Source organism: Burkholderia sp. SIMBA_062 (assembly GCF_046534765.1).
In the GTDB taxonomy this organism is placed as follows: domain Bacteria; phylum Pseudomonadota; class Gammaproteobacteria; order Burkholderiales; family Burkholderiaceae; genus Burkholderia; species Burkholderia ambifaria.
In genome coordinates this window covers 103,529-119,392 of record NZ_JAWRYD010000004.1, presented here as the reverse complement: position 1 = coordinate 119,392, position 15,864 = coordinate 103,529, and the positions used below count along the sequence as shown (strand labels likewise).

General features: G+C 69.2%; 14 protein-coding genes. 11 read left to right on the top strand and 3 right to left on the bottom strand.

Going from position 1 to position 15,864, the window contains the following annotated elements:
* From cobN to SB786_RS05500, 7 genes are all read left to right on the top strand, one after another.
* Window positions 1-3,810 (top strand): cobaltochelatase subunit CobN, encoded by a 3,810-nt coding sequence (cobN, locus tag SB786_RS05530; protein ID WP_410726613.1) that lies wholly within the window; start codon window positions 1-3, stop codon window positions 3,808-3,810.
* Window positions 3,807-4,904, top strand: coding sequence for an ATP-binding protein (locus SB786_RS05525; RefSeq protein WP_410726611.1), 1,098 nt, complete (start codon window positions 3,807-3,809; stop codon window positions 4,902-4,904). Before cobN ends, SB786_RS05525 begins: the two co-directional genes overlap by 4 nt.
* 68 nt (window positions 4,905-4,972) lie before the next feature.
* A complete protein-coding gene (locus SB786_RS05520) occupies window positions 4,973-5,581 on the top strand; it encodes a vWA domain-containing protein (protein WP_410726609.1) in 609 nt (202 codons plus the stop codon).
* 83 nt (window positions 5,582-5,664) lie between these two features.
* Window positions 5,665-6,117: a YaiI/YqxD family protein gene (locus SB786_RS05515; protein WP_410726607.1), complete on the top strand. Its 453-nt coding sequence runs from the start codon at window positions 5,665-5,667 to the stop codon at window positions 6,115-6,117.
* A gap of 134 nt (window positions 6,118-6,251) precedes the next feature.
* Window positions 6,252-6,824: a DUF1993 family protein gene (locus tag SB786_RS05510; protein ID WP_410726606.1), complete on the top strand. Its 573-nt coding sequence runs from the start codon at window positions 6,252-6,254 to the stop codon at window positions 6,822-6,824.
* A 148-nt stretch (window positions 6,825-6,972) separates the two neighbouring features.
* A complete protein-coding gene (locus SB786_RS05505; protein ID WP_410726603.1) occupies window positions 6,973-8,025 on the top strand; it encodes an RNA-guided endonuclease InsQ/TnpB family protein in 1,053 nt (350 codons plus the stop codon).
* Window positions 8,026-8,082: 57 nt separating this feature from the next.
* Window positions 8,083-8,349 carry a low molecular weight protein tyrosine phosphatase family protein gene (locus SB786_RS05500; RefSeq protein ID WP_410726602.1) on the top strand — a complete coding sequence of 89 codons (267 nt, stop codon included), beginning with the start codon at window positions 8,083-8,085 and terminating at the stop codon, window positions 8,347-8,349.
* A 27-nt stretch (window positions 8,350-8,376) separates the two neighbouring features.
* Here the strand turns inward: SB786_RS05500 and SB786_RS05495 are convergent, their stop codons facing one another.
* Both SB786_RS05495 and SB786_RS05490 read right to left on the bottom strand, forming a co-directional pair.
* Window positions 8,377-8,805: an NUDIX hydrolase gene (locus SB786_RS05495; RefSeq protein WP_175739854.1), complete on the bottom strand. Its 429-nt coding sequence runs from the start codon at window positions 8,803-8,805 to the stop codon at window positions 8,377-8,379.
* Between the two features lie 162 nt (window positions 8,806-8,967).
* Window positions 8,968-9,207: a hypothetical protein gene (locus tag SB786_RS05490; protein ID WP_410726601.1), complete on the bottom strand. Its 240-nt coding sequence runs from the start codon at window positions 9,205-9,207 to the stop codon at window positions 8,968-8,970.
* A gap of 269 nt (window positions 9,208-9,476) precedes the next feature.
* Here SB786_RS05490 and SB786_RS05485 point away from each other — a divergent pair, with 269 nt between their 5' ends.
* The 4 genes from SB786_RS05485 (at window position 9,477) to SB786_RS05470 (ending at window position 14,134) form a co-directional block, all read left to right on the top strand.
* A complete protein-coding gene (locus tag SB786_RS05485; protein ID WP_410726599.1) occupies window positions 9,477-10,643 on the top strand; it encodes a CaiB/BaiF CoA transferase family protein in 1,167 nt (388 codons plus the stop codon).
* 124 nt (window positions 10,644-10,767) lie between these two features.
* Window positions 10,768-12,069, top strand: coding sequence for a CitMHS family transporter (locus SB786_RS05480; RefSeq protein WP_410726597.1), 1,302 nt, complete (start codon window positions 10,768-10,770; stop codon window positions 12,067-12,069).
* A gap of 94 nt (window positions 12,070-12,163) precedes the next feature.
* Window positions 12,164-13,330, top strand: a complete 1,167-nt coding sequence (locus tag SB786_RS05475; RefSeq protein ID WP_006755563.1) for an acyl-CoA dehydrogenase family protein — start codon at window positions 12,164-12,166, stop codon at window positions 13,328-13,330.
* Window positions 13,331-13,390: 60 nt separating this feature from the next.
* Window positions 13,391-14,134, top strand: coding sequence for an IclR family transcriptional regulator (locus SB786_RS05470; protein ID WP_126227855.1), 744 nt, complete (start codon window positions 13,391-13,393; stop codon window positions 14,132-14,134).
* Between the two features lie 119 nt (window positions 14,135-14,253).
* Here SB786_RS05470 and SB786_RS05465 read toward each other — a convergent pair whose 3' ends face one another.
* Window positions 14,254-15,606: a chitinase gene (locus SB786_RS05465; RefSeq protein ID WP_410726595.1), complete on the bottom strand. Its 1,353-nt coding sequence runs from the start codon at window positions 15,604-15,606 to the stop codon at window positions 14,254-14,256.
* Window positions 15,607-15,864 lie beyond the last annotated feature (258 nt).

Below are 15,864 nucleotides of genomic sequence, written 5' to 3'. Positions count from 1 at the left end.
ATGCATCTGCTGCGCACCACGCCGGGCGGCTTCGTCGACGATACACAGGGCGTCGTCCGGATCGACCAGCAGCCGGCCGACATCGTGATCCTGAGTTCGGCCGATACGACCTTGTCGCTGCTGGCCAGCGTCGTGCCGAAGCTGCCGGCCGGCTTTCCGAGCGTGCGGCTCGCGAACGTCACGTTCCTGCGGCAGCCGGCGTCGGTCGATTTCTATGTCGACGACGTGCTGCGTCATGCGAAGACGGTCGTGATCGATCATCTCGGCGGCGAAGCGTACTGGCCGTACGGGATCGAACAGGCCGTGTCGCTCGCGTCGAAGCGCCGGCAGCAGCTCGCGATGTTCTCGGGCGACCTGCAGGAAGACCCGAACCTCGTCGCAAAGAGCACGGTCGCGCCGGCGCTGTGCCGGCTGTGGTGGCGCTACCTGCGCGACGGCGGGATGCACAACGCCGAAGCGCTGTTGCGCAGCATCGCCTTCCATACGCTCGGCTTCGGCGACGAACCCGAGCCGCCGCGCCCGCTGCCGGCCGCCGCGCTGTATCACCCGGCGCGCGACCCGGCGAGCGTCGACGACTGGCGCGCGCGCTGGACGCCCGGCGCGAGCGTGGTTGCGATCCTGTTCTATCGCGCGCACTGGCAGGCCGCGAACACGGCCGTGTTCGACGCGCTGGCCGATGCGCTCGTGCGCGAAGGGCTCAATCCGCTGCCGATCGCGGTCACGTCGCTGAAGGACGCGGTGAGCCGCGAAGTCATCACGCAGCTCTGCGACACGCACGGCGTCGCGCTCGTGCTGAACACCACGGCCTTCGCGGCCGGCGCGATCGACAGCCCCGAGCCCGACGTACTCGCCGGCGACGCGCCGGTGCTGCAGGTGATCCTGTCCGGCGGCAACCGCGACGCCTGGGTGGCCGACAACCAGGGGCTGCACGCGCGCGACATCGCGATGCACATCGCATTGCCTGAAGTCGACGGGCGCATCGTCACGCGCGCGGTGAGCTTCAAGGGGCTCGCGTATCGGTGTCCGCACACCGAAGTCGACGTCGTGCGCTACCAGCCGGACGCCGAACGCATCGCGTTCGTCGCGGCGCTCGCGCGCGGCTGGTGCCGGCTGCGCACGCTCGACAACGCCGACAAGCGCATCGCGCTGATTCTCGCGAACTATCCGCAAAGCGAAGGGCGGATCGGCAACGGCGTCGGGCTCGATACGCCGGCGTCCGCGCTGCGCGTGCTCGCGGCGCTGCGCGGCGCGGGCTATGCGGTGGCCGAGCTGCCGGCCGACGGCGACGCGCTGATCGCGCGGCTCACCGAAGGCGTGACCAACGACCCGGCCGTGCGCGCACTGCGCCCCGCGTTCCAGAGTTTCGCGCTGGCCGACTACGTCGCGCATTTCGCGCGGCTGCCGGCCGCCGTGCGCGAGGCGCTGAACGCGCGCTGGGGGCCGCCCGACGCGGATCCGACGCTGCGCCAGGGGCGCTTCCCGATCGCCGGCTGGCGCGCGGGCAACGTGTTCGTCGGCATCCAGCCGTCGCGTTCGCGCGGCGAAAACGACTATGCGAGCTACCACGACGCGGACCTCGTGCCGCCGCACGCGTACCTCGCGTTCTATTTCTGGCTGCGCGATGCGTTCGGCATCGACGCGGTCATCCACCTCGGCAAGCACGGCAACCTCGAATGGCTGCCGGGCAAGAGCGTCGCGCTGTCCGACGCGTGCTGGCCGGACCTGACGCTCGGGCCGCTGCCGCACCTGTATCCGTTCATCGTCAACGATCCGGGCGAGGGCAGCCAGGCGAAGCGCCGCGCGCAGGCCGTGATCATCGATCACCTGATGCCGCCGCTCACGCGCGCGGAAAACTACGGCCCGGTGCAGGATCTCGAACGGCAGGTCGACGAATACTACGAAGCGCTGATGGTCGATGCGCGGCGCGCGAAGCTGCTGCGCAAGACGATCCTCGCGACGATCGCCGAACACCGGCTGCATGACGAGCTGAGCGTGTCGCCGCCGCGCGACGCCGGCGACGAGGACGCGCTGCTCACGCGCGTCGACGCATGGCTGTGCGAATTGAAGGAAGCGCAGATTCGCGACGGGCTGCACGTGTTCGGCGCGTCGCCCGTCGACCGTCAGCGGCGCGATACACTGCTCGCGCTCGCACGTTTTCCGGTCGGCGACGGCAAGGGCGAACGCGCGGGGCTGATCGCCGCGCTCGCGCGCGATCTCGCGCTCGGCGACGATTTCGATCCGCTCGCGGCCGACTGGGCCGCACCGTGGACGGGCCCGCGGCCGGCCGTGCTGCAGGCGCTCGACGCGTCGCCGTGGCGCCATGCGGGCGATACGCGCGAGCGGCTCGAACGGCTTGCGCAACATTGGCTCGACGGATTGTGCGGGGCCATTTCGGATGATCCCGGCATCGGCATGCCGCCACCCGGCGAATGGCCACATACGCTCGCCGTGATCGAGCGCGTGCGCGCGACGCTGCTGCCCGCGCTCGACGCGTGCGGCGGCGAGGAACTGCGCCACCTGCTGCGCGGGCTCGACGGCCGCTTCGTGCCGCCGGGGCCGAGCGGCTCGCCGTCGCGCGGCCGCCCCGACGTGCTGCCGACGGGCCGCAACTTCTATTCGGTCGATACGCGCGCGGTGCCGACGCAGGCCGCGTGGTCGCTCGGGCTGAAATCCGCGCAGCAGCTGATCGAACGCCATCTGCAGGATCACGGCGACTATCCGCGCGCGATTGGGCTGTCGGTCTGGGGCACGGCCACGATGCGCACCGGCGGCGACGATATCGCGCAGGCGTTCGCGCTCATCGGCGTGCGGCCGAAATGGGCGCACGGCAGTCATCGCGTGACCGACTTCGAGATTCTGCCGATCGAGATCTTCGACCGGCCGCGCATCGACGTGACGCTGCGCGTGTCGGGCTTCTTCCGCGACGCGTTCCCGAACCTGATGCACCTGTTCGACGCGGCCGTGCAGGCGGTTGCCGCGCTCGACGAGCCCGAGGCCCTGAACCCGATCCGCGCGCGCATCGAGCGCGAACGCGCCAAATGGATCGAGCAGGGCGTGGCGCCCGACGAAGCGCGACGCCGCGCCGGCTGGCGCGTGTTCGGCGCGCGGCCGGGCAGCTACGGCGCGGGCCTGCAGGACATGATCGACCAGCGCCGCTGGCAGACCGACGCCGACCTCGCCGACGCGTACCGCCAGTGGGGCGGCCATGCGTACGCGCAGAACAGCGCGGGCGACGCGGCCGCCGACGTGTTCGGCGAGCGACTCGCGACGATCGACGTCGTCGTGCAGAACCAGGACAGCCGCGAACACGACATCCTCGACTCGAACGACTACTACCAGTTCCAGGGCGGGATGACGGCGGCCGTGCGCCACCTGTCCGGGCAGCAGCCGAGCATCTACCACGGCGACCATGCGAACCCGGTCGCGCCGAAGATGCGCACGCTGCGCGAGGAGATCGCGCGCGTGATCCGCTCGCGCGTCGTCAACCCGAAATGGCTCGACGGCGTGAAGCGTCACGGCTACAAGGGCGCGGCGGAAATGGCCGCGACCGTCGACTACCTGTACGGCTATGACGCGACCGCCCGCGTGCTGTCGGACCACCAGTACGCGCTCGTCGCCGACGCGTACCTGTTCGACGACGACACGCGCGCGTTCCTCGAACGACACAACCCGAAGGCGCTGCACGGCATCTGCGAACGCTTCGTCGAAGCGATGCAGCGCGGGCTGTGGCAGCAGCCGGGCGACTATCGCGACCGGATCGAAGCGGTCTGGCTCGACAGCGAACAACTCCAGGAAGGAGGACGGCGATGACCGATCCGACGATGCCCCGCGCCCGCGCGGTGTTCCCGTTCGCGGCGCTGATCGCGCAGCAACCGTTGCAGCAGGCGCTGCTGCTCGCCGCGATCGACCCGTCGCTCGGCGGCGTGCTCGTCAGCGGGCCGCGCGGCACCGCGAAATCGACCGCCGCGCGCGCGCTGGCGGAATTGCTGCCCGAAGGCGAATTCGTCACGCTGCCGCTGTCGGCGAGCGACGAGCAGATCACCGGCACGCTCGATCTCGCCCATGCGCTCGCCGCCAACGGCGTGCGCTTCCGGCCGGGCCTGCTCGCCCGCGCGCATCGCGGCGTGCTGTATGTCGACGAAGTGAACCTGCTCGCCGACGGCCTCGTCGATACGCTGCTCGACGTCGCCGCGAGCGGCGTGAACGTGGTCGAGCGCGATGGCGTGTCGCACGCGCACGATGCGCGCTTCGTGCTGGTCGGCACGATGAATCCCGAGGAAGGCGAACTGCGCCCGCAACTGCTCGACCGCTTCGGGCTGATGGTCGAGCTCGAGAACTGCTTCGACGCCGCGCAGCGCGAACGGATCGTGAAGGCGCGCCTCGCGTTCGATCTCGATCCGGACGCGTTTCGTGCGCGCCACGCAAGCGCACAGCGCGAACTCCGCGACGGGATTCACGCGGCGCGGGCCCGGCTGTCGGCGCTGGATTTCGACGATGCGGTTCACGCACGCGTGAGCGCGCTGTGCATCGACGCGGCCGTCGACGGCCTGCGCGCCGACCTCGTGATGCTGCGCGCCGCGCGCGCGCTCGCGGCGCTGGAGCACGCCGACGCGGTGACGGTGTCGCATGTCGAACGCGTGGCCGACGCGGTGCTGCGGCATCGGCGTCATGCGGGCACGCCGCCGTCGTCGGGCGCGTCGCCATCGCGCGGCGACGGCGACGACGGCGAGCGCGACCGCGACGATCGCTCTCCACCCGACACGCGCCAGCAGCTCGACGACCGACCGGGCGCAGCACGCAACGATGCGACCGCGTCGCAAGGCGAGTGGGGCTACCTGCCGCCCAAACCGGCTGGCTTGCGCGACGTGAAAAGCGTGGTGCCGCTGCCGCTAAAAAAACGCTGAGCCATCGAGCCGACGCCGCCGCGAACGCCGTTCGCGGTCCTCGATGGCAGCCAGGCGCTGCCGCGCGCGTGCCGGGGGCGGCACGCGCCGGCACGGCCGTTGCGTGGCCGGGGACGCTCGCCGCGAAGCGCGGCGGCCCGCTGCACGCCGGCCATCTGCGTTTTCGCAAACAGGCCGGCGCCCCGCGCGCGCTCCATTGCTTCGTGCTCGACTGTTCGGCGTCGATGCTGTCGCACGAACGGCTCGCGCTCGCGAAAGGGTTGATCGTCGCGTACTTCGACCAGGCCGCGCGCGACCGTGTGGAAACCGCGCTGATCTGCTTCGGCGGCAACGGCGCCGCACGGCGTTTCGGCCCGGCCGTGCCGCGCTGGTGGAACGCGCGCTGGCTCGAGCCGGTGGACGGCGGCGGCGGCACGCCGCTCGCGGACGGCATCGCGGCCGCCGCGCAATTGCTCGCGCGCGCGGCACGGCGTACGCCGGACGAGCAGCGCTGGCTGTGGGTGCTGTCCGATGGACGCACGCGCGAAACGCCACCGAAACCGGCGGCTGCCGATCACGTCGTGTTCGTCGATTTCGATGACGCGGCCGTGCGGATCGGGCAGGGCAGGCGGCTCGCCGACGCATGGGGCGCGCAATGGACGACGGCCGCGTCGCTGTGCCCCGGGCCGATCGGCTGATCGGCTGCTCGGGTCAGCCGCCGCGCGGGACGACCGCCGGCGCTGCGCTATGATCGCGGTTTCTGCTCACCGGAACGTCTGCCATGCAAGTACTCGTCGATGCCGACGCGTGTCCCGCCGTCATCAAGGACATGCTGTTTCGCGCCGCGCGTCGTGCCGAGATCTGCGTGACGCTGGTCGCGAACCAGTTCCTGCGCACGCCGCCGTCGCCGTTCATCAAGGCGCTGCAGGTGCCGGCCGGCTTCGACGTGGCCGATGCGCGGATCGTCGAGCTCGTGCAAGCCGGCGATCTCGTGATCACCGCCGACATCCCGCTGGCCGCGGCCGTCCTCGACAAGGGTGCGCATGCGCTCGACCCGCGCGGCAACTGGTTCAGCCGCGAGAACATCGAAGAGCGCCTGTCGACGCGCGCCATGATGGATCAACTGCGCAGCTCGGGCGTCGACACGGGCGGCCCGTCCCCGTTCAGCGCACGCGACGGCAAGGCGTTCGCATCGCAGCTCGACCGGTTCCTGGCACGCCACGGCAAGCCCTGACGCACCGGGCCGCGGGCGCCGGTCGTGCGGCGTGCGATGCGTCACCGCTTTCGCGTCGAATCGCCGGCTGCGGCAGAATACGGATTCGCGCCGACCTCGATATCGCTGCGCGAACGAACCACCGGAGAGCATGGATGTCACCAACCCAACTTCTCGTTCCGACGTTGACCCAGATGCTGCGCGCGCAAGCCGCGTGGCTCGACAAGGCCGTGGCGCACCGGCAGGCCGCCGGCCACGCACCCGATGTGGTGCTGACGCTGAAGCTCGCGCCCGACATGTATCCGCTCGCCGCCCAGGTGCGGTTCTCGTGCTTCCAGGCGATGGAGCCCGTCTACCGGCTGCGCGGCGAACCGCTGCCGGACGCACTCCTCGCGCTGCGGGAAGCCGGCTGGCACGCCGACGCGCAGCCGGGCACGATGAGCGACGCGCAAGGGATCCTCTCCGGCACGATCGCATTCCTCGGCGAACTCGCGCCCGACGCGCTTGATGGCGGCGCCGCACGGCCAATCGCCCTCGAGCTGCCGAACGGCACCGCGTTCGACATGACGGGCGAGCAGTACGTGCGCGACTGGGCGCTGCCGCAGTTCTACTTTCACGCGATCGCCGCGTACGCGATCCTGCGCCATTACGGCGTCGAGCTCGGCAAGGCCGACTACGTGCCGCACATGCTGGCGTACGTGCGGCCCGACACGATTCCGCAGGGTTGAACGGATGACCGGACGCGCCGGCCGCGGCGCGCCGGCATGACGCGGGCGCTCTTCATCAGAATTTGCTCCGAGAAACCCCGCCATTGATGGCGGGAAGGAAAGGCGTGCGGTTGACAGGCAGCTTCTTGCACGGGTTAGGATCACCGGCATGATCCTTGTCTACCGCTACCGCGTGAAGTCGCTCAACGGACTGCTTAACAAGCAGAGCCGTGCGCTCAACTACGTCTGGAACTTCTGCAATGACACGCAGAAGCACGCGCTCAAGTGGAGCAAGAAGTGGCCGACGGGATTCGATTTGAACGTGCTGACGACGGGGAGCAGCAAGGAACTCGGCATCCACTCCGGCACGATCAACGCGACGTGCGAGCAATATGCGAAATCGCGCAGTCAGCACCGTCGGCCCTACCTGCGCTATCGCGGCAAGAAATCGCTGGGCTGGGTGCCGCTGAAGGGGCGCGACCTGAAGCGCGAGGGTGACGCGTTTCGCTTCGCCGGCAATACCTTCCGCGTATTCAACAGCCGACCGCTTCCCGAAGGCAAGATCAAGGACGGGACCAACTTTGCGCAGGATGCGCGTGGCAACTGGTTTCTCAACATCGTGATCGAGATACCCGATGTTCAGGCCCGACCGATCCGTTCCGGCGTCGGCATCGATCTCGGCCTGAAAGACTTCGCCACACTTTCGACCGGCGAGAAGCTGCCTAACGATCGGTTCGGCCGACGCGCGGCGGAAAAGCTCGCGAAAGCGCAACGGGCGCGAAAGCACAAGCGGCATATCGCGAAGCTGCACGCCAAGGTCGCGAATGCCCGCGCCGATTTCCAGCACAAGCTCGCGCTCGATCTGGTGCGACGCTTCGATTACATCGCGGTTGGCAACGTGTCGGCCGCGAAGCTCGCCAGAACCAGGATGGCGAAGAGCGTCTACGACGCGTCCTGGTCGTCCTTCCGAAACAAGCTCCGCTACAAAGCGATCGCGCACGGAGCCACGTTCGAGGAAGTCGACGAAAGCGGTTCTACCCAGTCCTGTTCGGCGTGCGGATCGAAAGACAGCACGACGCGGCCGAAAGGTATCGCAGGACTGCGAGTAAGAGAGTGGGCCTGCAGTGGATGTGGTGTCGTGCATGATCGTGATATCAACGCTGCGCTGAACATTCTCCGATGCGGACGTGCATCGCCAGGTGTGGGAATCACCTGCCTTTAGGCGGGTGAGGACGTCAACTGCAGCCGCAACCGGCGGCGCACCCCGACCGCCGAGGCGGTGTTCGCGGGATGGCCGGGTGTCGAAACCGACTCCGCGGGGCTCGCGCCCGACGCCGACACTCAAGTGTGCGTCGAGCAGCTCGAATGGGCCGAGATCGTGTTCGTGATGGAGCGCGCGCACAAGGCGAGGCTGGCCGCCCGGTTCGGCGCCCGACTGAAGCACAAGAAGATCGTCTGCCTCGACATTCCCGACCGCTACACGTACATGCAGCCCGAGCTGGTCGCGCTGCTCGAACGCAAGGCCGGGCCGTTGCTGCCCGCATGACCGGGGCGTGATCGGCGCGGGGCCGCTTCAGCGCAGACGAAGCGGGCCGTCCGCGAGCGGGGAAAAGCGGTCGAGGTGCAGCAGCTCGATGATCTTGCGGGTCGGCACGCTCGCGCGCAGCGTCTCGAGGCGTTCGACGTCGAACCACTTGCAGCGCGCGATCTCGTTGCTCGCGCGCGGGACCAGATGTTTCGGCACCTCGGCCACGAACACGTGATGGAGCTTCGTGAGACCGCCGAACTGCACCGCATAGTCGAGCGCGAGCCCTTCGAGCCGCGTTTCCTCCGCCAGCTCCCGCTGCGCGGCCTCCAGCGGTGTCTCGCCGCGCCGGATCGTGCCGCCAGGCAGCGTCCAGCGCGCCGCGGTGCGCGCGACCAGCAGCACGCTGCTGCGCTGGCGGCACACGATCGTGGCGCGTTCCTTGATGCTGGCGACGGTATCCGGCCCGGTATTCATGTTCGGCAAAACAGGTACTGAATCGTGGAGTGAAATGCACGTCGACCGGCGTTGCCGGCCAGTCGCCCGATAGGCTGACACGACGGCGTGCAAAGCCGCCGCGCCGATCATACCGGCCGTTCGTGACAGTTCCGTGCGTCGCCGGGCGCCACGCGCATCGCGTCACGCGTGCGTCTGGATCACCGGGCGTGCCGGCTTGCCGGAGCGCGCATGGCGCCGCTTGTGCAGCGCATGTCGGTGATGCGGCGGCGTCACGTGCCGACGCGCGGGCGCGGGCCGTGCCGCCGGCGCGGCGGCCCGCGGCTGTGATTGTCCCTCGCCAAAATGGAAGGTCTGGGTTTGCGCGCGGGCGACGCCCAACGTCGACGCCAGCACGAGGGCCGCGAGCAGCATGCGTTTCATGAAATCTCCGCGTTGGTTCAGATGAGCACCGTCCGCAGCTTAGCGAACCGCAGCCCTGCGCCGCAACCGGCGCGCGTTCGGCGTCGTCCTCACTGGGAGGCTGCTGCGTCCCCGCAGTGTTGCCCGCGTATATCCGGCTTGACAACAAAATTCCCCGGTGTGAATATAAATTCACACACACGAATTATTATTCAAGCCAGGAAAACCGCGCCGCAGGGTTGGCATGGCGGAACCGGCGGTCCGATCAACCGGAAGCAGGAGCGAGACGCATGGCGGAGCTGGAGCAGCAGGGCGCGTTGGCGGGGTTGCGCATCATCGATCTGTCGCGGGTGCTGGGCGGCCCGTACGCGACACAGATTCTCGCCGATCACGGCGCCGAGGTGATCAAGGTCGAACCGCCGTCGGGCGACGAGACGCGCACCTGGGGCCCGCCGTTTGACGGCGACACCGCGTCGTATTTCCTCGGCGTGAACCGCAACAAGCTCGGCATCGCGCTCGACCTGACGAAGCCGGACGATCGCGAGCGGCTGCTCGGGCTCCTCGAGCACGCGGACGCGCTGGTCGAGAACTTCAAGATCGGCACGATGGAACGCTGGGGCCTCGGCTTCGACGCGCTGCATGCGCGCTTTCCGCGCCTCGTCCATTGCCGCGTGTCGGGCTTCGGCGCGGACGGCCCGCTCGGCGGGCTGCCCGGCTACGACGCGGCCGTGCAGGCGCTGGCCGGGCTGATGAGCGTGAACGGCGAAGCGGGGGGCGCGCCGCTGCGCGTCGGCGTGCCGATCGTCGATCTCGTCACCGGGCTGAACGCGGCGCTCGGCGTGCTGATGGCGCTGCGCGAACGCGATGCGAGCGGGCGCGGCCAGTTCGTCGAATCGACGCTGTTCGACTGCGCGCTGTCGATCCTGCACCCGCATACGCCGAATTTCTTCCACTCCGGGAAGGCGCCGGCGCGCACCGGCAACGCGCATCCGAACATCACGCCATACGACAGCTTTCCGACCGCGAGCGTCGACATCTTTCTCGCGGTCGGCAACAACGGGCAGTTCGCCGCGCTGTGCGACGTGCTTGGCACGCGCGACTGGCCGGACGACCCGCGCTTCGCCGACAACCGCGCGCGCAGCGCGAACCGCTCCGCGTTGCGCGCGCTGCTCGAAACGGCGCTGGCCGCACACGACGGCGCGGCGCTCGCCGAGCAGCTGATGCGCCGCGGCGTGCCGTGCGCGCCCGTGCTGGGGCTCGACGCGGCGCTCGACCATCCGCACGTCGCGCATCGACGGATGAAGGTCGAACTGGGCCGGCACCGCGGCATCGCGTCGCCGATCAAGCTCGGCCGCACGCCGGCCTCGTACCGGCGGCCGCCGCCCGCGCTGAACGAACACGCGGCGCAGGTGTTTGCCGACGCGCAACGAGACGACCCCGGCAAGCCCGGCAACTGACACGCATCGCGGCGGGCGGCCGGCGGCCACGCGATGGCGTCGCACGCCGCCGCACGGCCTCACGCCGCTTTGGACATCACGCCGCGACGCGCCCGACGCGCGCCGGCGCCAGAGGAGACACATCATGCTCGCATGGATCGGCGCGATCGCGATCGTCGCGCTGTTCGGCCTGATCATCACGAAGCGGCTGTCGCCGCTCGTCGCGTTGATCGTCGTGCCGGTGGCCGCGTCGCTCGCGGCCGGCTTCGGACTCTCGACCGGCAAGTTCATCGTGCACGGCGTGCAGAACATCGGCCCGATCGCCGGCATGTTCGTTTTTGCGATTCTATTTTTCGGGATCCTCACCGACGCGGGGATGCTCGACCCGATCATCGCGGGCGTGCTGCGCGTGATCGGCTGCCATCCGCCGCGCATCGTGATGGGCTCGGCGCTGCTCGCGCTGCTGATCCATCTGGACGGCTCGGGCGCCGTCACGTTTCTCGTCACGCTGCCCGCGATGATGCCGCTCTATACGCGGCTCGGGATGGACCGGCGAATTCTCGCGTGCGTCGCGTCGATGGCGGCCGGCGTCAACTTCCTGCCGTGGGTCGGGCCGATGCTGCGCGCGTCCGCGGCGCTGCATATGCCCGGCTCGGCGATCTTCATGCCGATGATCCCGGTGCAGATCGTCGGGCTCGCATTCGTGTTCGGCACCGCGTACGTGCTCGGCGTGCGCGAGGCGAAGCGGCTCGGGCTCGATCGCGCCGGCGCGGCGTCGCTCGCGATCGCGCCGCGCGAGCTGACCGACGCCGAACGCGCACTGCGCCGGCCCGGGCGCTTCCGGATCAACCTGGCGCTGACGCTCGTCGTGCTCGGCACGCTGGTGTCGGGCATCGTCGACCCGATGGTGATGTTCATGCTCGGCACGGTCGCCGCGCTCGTCATCAACTATCCGGACGTGCAGGCGCAGCGCGAGCGCATCGACGCGCATGCGAAGGCCGCGCTGATGATGGCGAGCGTGCTGCTCGCGGCCGGCGCGTTCACCGGAATCATGTCCGGCACCGGGATGCTGAAGGCGATGGCCGAGGTCGTCGTCGCGCACGTGCCGGTCGAACATGCGCGCCACATGCCGTTCGTGCTCGGCCTGCTGTCGATGCCGCTCAGCCTGTTGTTCGATCCCGATTCGTTCTACTTCGGCGTGCTGCCGGTGCTCGCGGAAAGCGGGAAGCTGCTCGGCGTGCCGCCGATCCAGATGGCGCAGGCCGCGCTGCTCGGCCAGATGACGACCGGTTTTCCGGTCAGCCCGCTCACGCCGGCGACGTTCCTGATCGTCGGCCTGACCGGCGTCGAGCTGGCCGAGCACCAGAAATTCACGATTCCGTTCCTGTTCGCCGCGTCCGTGCTGATGGTGTTCGCCGCGGTCGCGACGGGCGTGTTTCCGTTGTGAGCGTCCGCGTCGCCGTCGCGCCGACGACGCACCCCAGAGCCCCGCGTGGCATCGGGCGCGGCGCGGCCGCTCACGTTTTCCAGGAGAGCAATCCATGCAGTTCGACCTGACCGACGACCAGCGCGCGATCGAAAGCGCGATCGAGAAAATCTGCGAACGCTTCGGCGACGACTACTGGCTCGAACGCGATCGCGCGGGCGGGTTTCCGTCCGACTTTCACGCGGCGCTCGCCGAGGCCGGCTGGCTCGGCATCGCGATGGACCCGGCCCACGGCGGCGCCGGCCTCGGGATGACCGAGGCCGCGCTGATGATGCGCACGATCAGCGCGTCGGGCGCCGGCCTGTCGGGCGCATCGGCCGTCCACATGAACATCTTCGGGCTGAACCCGGTGCAGGTGTTCGGCAACGACGCGCAGAAGGCGCGCTTCCTGCCGCCGCTGATCGCCGGGCGCGACAAGGCCTGCTTCGCGGTGACCGAGCCCGACGCGGGCCTAGACACGACGCACCTGAGCACGCAGGCGCGCCGCGACGGCGACCACTACGTGCTGAGCGGGCGCAAGATCTGGATCTCGACCGCGCAGGTCGCGAACAAGATGCTGATCATCGCGCGCACGACGCCGCTCGACGCGGTCGCGAAGCCGACCGACGGGCTCAGCCTGTTCTACACCGACCTCGACCGGTCGCGCGTCGAGGTGCGCGAGATCGAGAAGATGGGCCGCAAGGCCGTCGATTCGAACATGCTGTTCATCGACAACCTGCGCGTGCCGCGCGACGACCTGATCGGCAACGAGGGCGACGGCTTCCGTTATCTGCTGCACGGGCTGAATCCCGAGCGGATCCTGATCGCCGCCGAGGCGATCGGTCTCGGGCAGGCCGCGCTGCGGCGCGCGACGCAGTATGCGTGCGAGCGCGTCGTGTTCGGCCGGCCGATCGGGCAGAACCAGTCGATCCAGCATCCGCTCGCGCAGGCGTGGATGCAGCTCGAGGCCGCGTGGCTGATGGTGATGAAGGCCGCGACGCGCTACGACGCGGGGCAGTCGTGCGGGGCGGAGGCGAACGCCGCGAAGTACCTCGGCGCGGAAGCCGCGTTCCACGCGTGCCAGACGGCGATCGCGACGCACGGCGGGATGGGCTATGCGAAGGAATACCATGTCGAGCGCTACCTGCGCGAGTGTATGATTCCGAGGCTCGCGCCCGTGAGTCCGCAACTGATCCTGTGCTACATCGCGGAGAAGGTGCTCGGGCTGCCGAAGTCGTACTGACCGTACCGGCCCGGCGGCTCGCCCGGCGCGCGGCTTCCCGTTCCGAATCAAGCGCTCGTCATGGACGTCAAACTCGTTGCCCGCACGCTCGACCTGTTCGAGCTGTTCGCCGCCGAACGGCGGCCGCTGCCGCTCACCGAACTCGCGCGCCTGCTCAATGTGCCGGCGTCGAGCTGCCTGGCGATGGCGCGCACGCTCGTGAGCCGCGGCTATCTGTACGAGGTGCGCAAGCGCGGCGGCTACTACCCAACGCGGCGCCTGCAGACGATCGCCGCCGCGATCGATGCGACCGATCCGGTCGTCGACATCGTGCATCCGCATCTCGTCGCGCTGCGCGATGCGAGCCGCGAGACGGCCGTGCTCGGCAAGATCCAGGGCGCGTCGGTCACGTATCTCGACGTCGTCGAATCCGAGCAGGCGATCCGCTATACGCGCCAGCCGGGCGAGCTGCGCCCGCTGCATGCGAACTCGATCGGCAAGGCGATCTTCGCGGAGCTCGCGAGCGATGCGCAGCAGGCGCTCGGCGCGCAGCTTTCATTCGAACGCTTCACCGACGCGAGCGTCGCGGACCTGCCGGCGCTCGTCGCACAAACCGCGCGGTTTCGCGAACTCGGCTGGGCCGAGAACTTCGGCGAAAGCGCGCCCGAGCTATCGGCGATCGCGGTCGCGCTGACGCTCGACGGCGACTGGTACGGGCTGTCGGTCGTCGGCCCGACCGAGCGGATCCGCCAGCATCGCGACACGCATGCGGCGCTGCTGGTCGACGCGAAGGCGCGGTTGCTGGCCGAGCAGGGGCGCGGGTAGCAAGGGCCGCGAAGCAGGGCGCCGCGCCTGCTTCGCGGCCGTTCGCCGCTGCGCCGGACAGCGCCGGGGGAACGGCCGCGGCCGGCCTGTCACGCGCCGACGGTCACGACTTCACGACGTCACGACTTTGCCCACACGCCGCCGGCGCTCGGGTTGTCGCCTTGCGTCCACCATTTCGCGCAGTATTTCGCGCCCTGATACATCACGCACGTGCCGCCCTGGTACGCGGTCGTTGCCGACCACGTCGCCGTGCCGCCGCCGATCGCTTTCCACACGCTCGCCTGGCCCGGCACGTCGCCCTGCGTCCACCATTGCGCCTGATACGTCGTGCCCTGATAGGTGACCGTCGTGCCTGCCGTATAGACCTGGCCGGCCGACCACGGCGCGCCGGGCTGCGGCGTTCCGCCGTTCGAGCCGCCTCCATAGTTCGGATCCTGCGTGACGCCCGCGCCCCACTTGCCGTCGAGCTTCCGGAAGATCGACGCAAATGCGTACGGCTGCTGCGCGATGCCCGAGCAGGTCGGCGCCACATACGCGCCGTTGTTCGGGCACGGCTGGTCGCGGCCGACCGACCAGTTGCCGAAGAAACCGTAGCCGTTGTTGATCGCCGCATTCAGCACGCTCTGCGCATTGGCGAGCGTGAAGGTTTCGCCCTGCACGTCGTTCATCCCGATCATCGGCGTGACACCGACCATCTGCCAGAGTTGCGCGCCGGTCTTCGGCTGGCCGGCCGACTTGAACGCCGTGTCGAGCTGCGCGTAGAGCGCCTGCGCGGCGCTGATCGCCGCTGCGCCCATGTCGATGTTCGCGGGGCCGTAGTCCATCGTCATCAGGTTCACGGCGTCGAACGCGACCTTGTTCGCGATGGCCGCGGTCACGACGTTCACGCCATCCTGCGTGAGTCCGGTCGGCATCGTCGCTAGCGTCAGCGTGACGTGCAGCGGCCGGCCTTTCGCCGCGTAGTCGGACTGCAACTGCGCGAGCGCCTGGAAGTTGCGGGCGACGGCGGCGCTGTCCTGCTGCGATGCGCCCTCGATGTCGAAGTCGACATGCGTGAGGCCGTAGGTGTCGATCACGGTCTGATAGGCCGTCTTGAGCGCGGGGACGGTCGAACACGCCTGCATCAGCGGCGTGCCGTTCGCGCCGCCGAACGAGACCGCGATCTCGCCGCCTTTCGCGCGATAGCTCGCGATCGACGTCGACAGCGACGTGAGCAGATCGCCGCTCGCACCGTTGCCGATCGGCTGCACGCCGCCCCAGGACGGCACACAGCCGTTGCCCGCGATCACGAACGCGAGCGTGAACTGCTGGATGCCTTGCTGGACGCCGATCCGGTCGACGAGCGGCGTCGGGTAGAGCGTCACGTCGACGAACGGCGCGTAGACGCCGGCGCCATGGGACACGCTCGCGACGGCGAGCAGGCCGCCCGCGACGAGCGCACGCGGGTTGAATCGCGACAACACGTTGTTCATTGTTTTCTCCAAGTGGAAGAGGGATACGCTGGCCCGCGTATCGCTGCCGTGCGGGCGGCGGAGCATCCCCGCCCGGCGGCATGCACATCTTGAAGGATTAGTTTCGAATAATGAATGGTTGCGCGTTATTTTTATTATTGCATCACTTTGAATTAACAATCCTGCCGATTCGAGCGCATGTCGAAACGTAACGTGGGGGATTTGTCCGCTCGATCACGCGATGAAGCGGAAGCGCCGGACGCTCGACCGGTGCCCCCG

Excerpts from the sequence above, each read along its gene's own strand:
- cobN (WP_410726613.1), top strand. The coding sequence starts at position 1 with ATGCATCTGCTGCGCACCACGCCGGGCGGCTTCGTCGACGATACACAG.
- SB786_RS05470 (WP_126227855.1), top strand. The coding sequence starts at position 13,391 with ATGGACGTCAAACTCGTTGCCCGCACGCTCGACCTGTTCGAGCTGTTC.
- SB786_RS05485 (WP_410726599.1), top strand. The coding sequence starts at position 9,477 with ATGGCGGAGCTGGAGCAGCAGGGCGCGTTGGCGGGGTTGCGCATCATC.
- SB786_RS05505 (WP_410726603.1), top strand. The coding sequence starts at position 6,973 with ATGATCCTTGTCTACCGCTACCGCGTGAAGTCGCTCAACGGACTGCTT.
- SB786_RS05525 (WP_410726611.1), top strand. The coding sequence starts at position 3,807 with ATGACCGATCCGACGATGCCCCGCGCCCGCGCGGTGTTCCCGTTCGCG.
- SB786_RS05510 (WP_410726606.1), top strand. The coding sequence starts at position 6,252 with ATGTCACCAACCCAACTTCTCGTTCCGACGTTGACCCAGATGCTGCGC.
- SB786_RS05495 (WP_175739854.1), bottom strand. The coding sequence starts at position 8,805 with ATGAATACCGGGCCGGATACCGTCGCCAGCATCAAGGAACGCGCCACG.
- SB786_RS05475 (WP_006755563.1), top strand. The coding sequence starts at position 12,164 with ATGCAGTTCGACCTGACCGACGACCAGCGCGCGATCGAAAGCGCGATC.
- SB786_RS05465 (WP_410726595.1), bottom strand. The coding sequence starts at position 15,606 with ATGAACAACGTGTTGTCGCGATTCAACCCGCGTGCGCTCGTCGCGGGC.
- SB786_RS05515 (WP_410726607.1), top strand. The coding sequence starts at position 5,665 with ATGCAAGTACTCGTCGATGCCGACGCGTGTCCCGCCGTCATCAAGGAC.
- SB786_RS05480 (WP_410726597.1), top strand. The coding sequence starts at position 10,768 with ATGCTCGCATGGATCGGCGCGATCGCGATCGTCGCGCTGTTCGGCCTG.
- SB786_RS05490 (WP_410726601.1), bottom strand. The coding sequence starts at position 9,207 with ATGAAACGCATGCTGCTCGCGGCCCTCGTGCTGGCGTCGACGTTGGGC.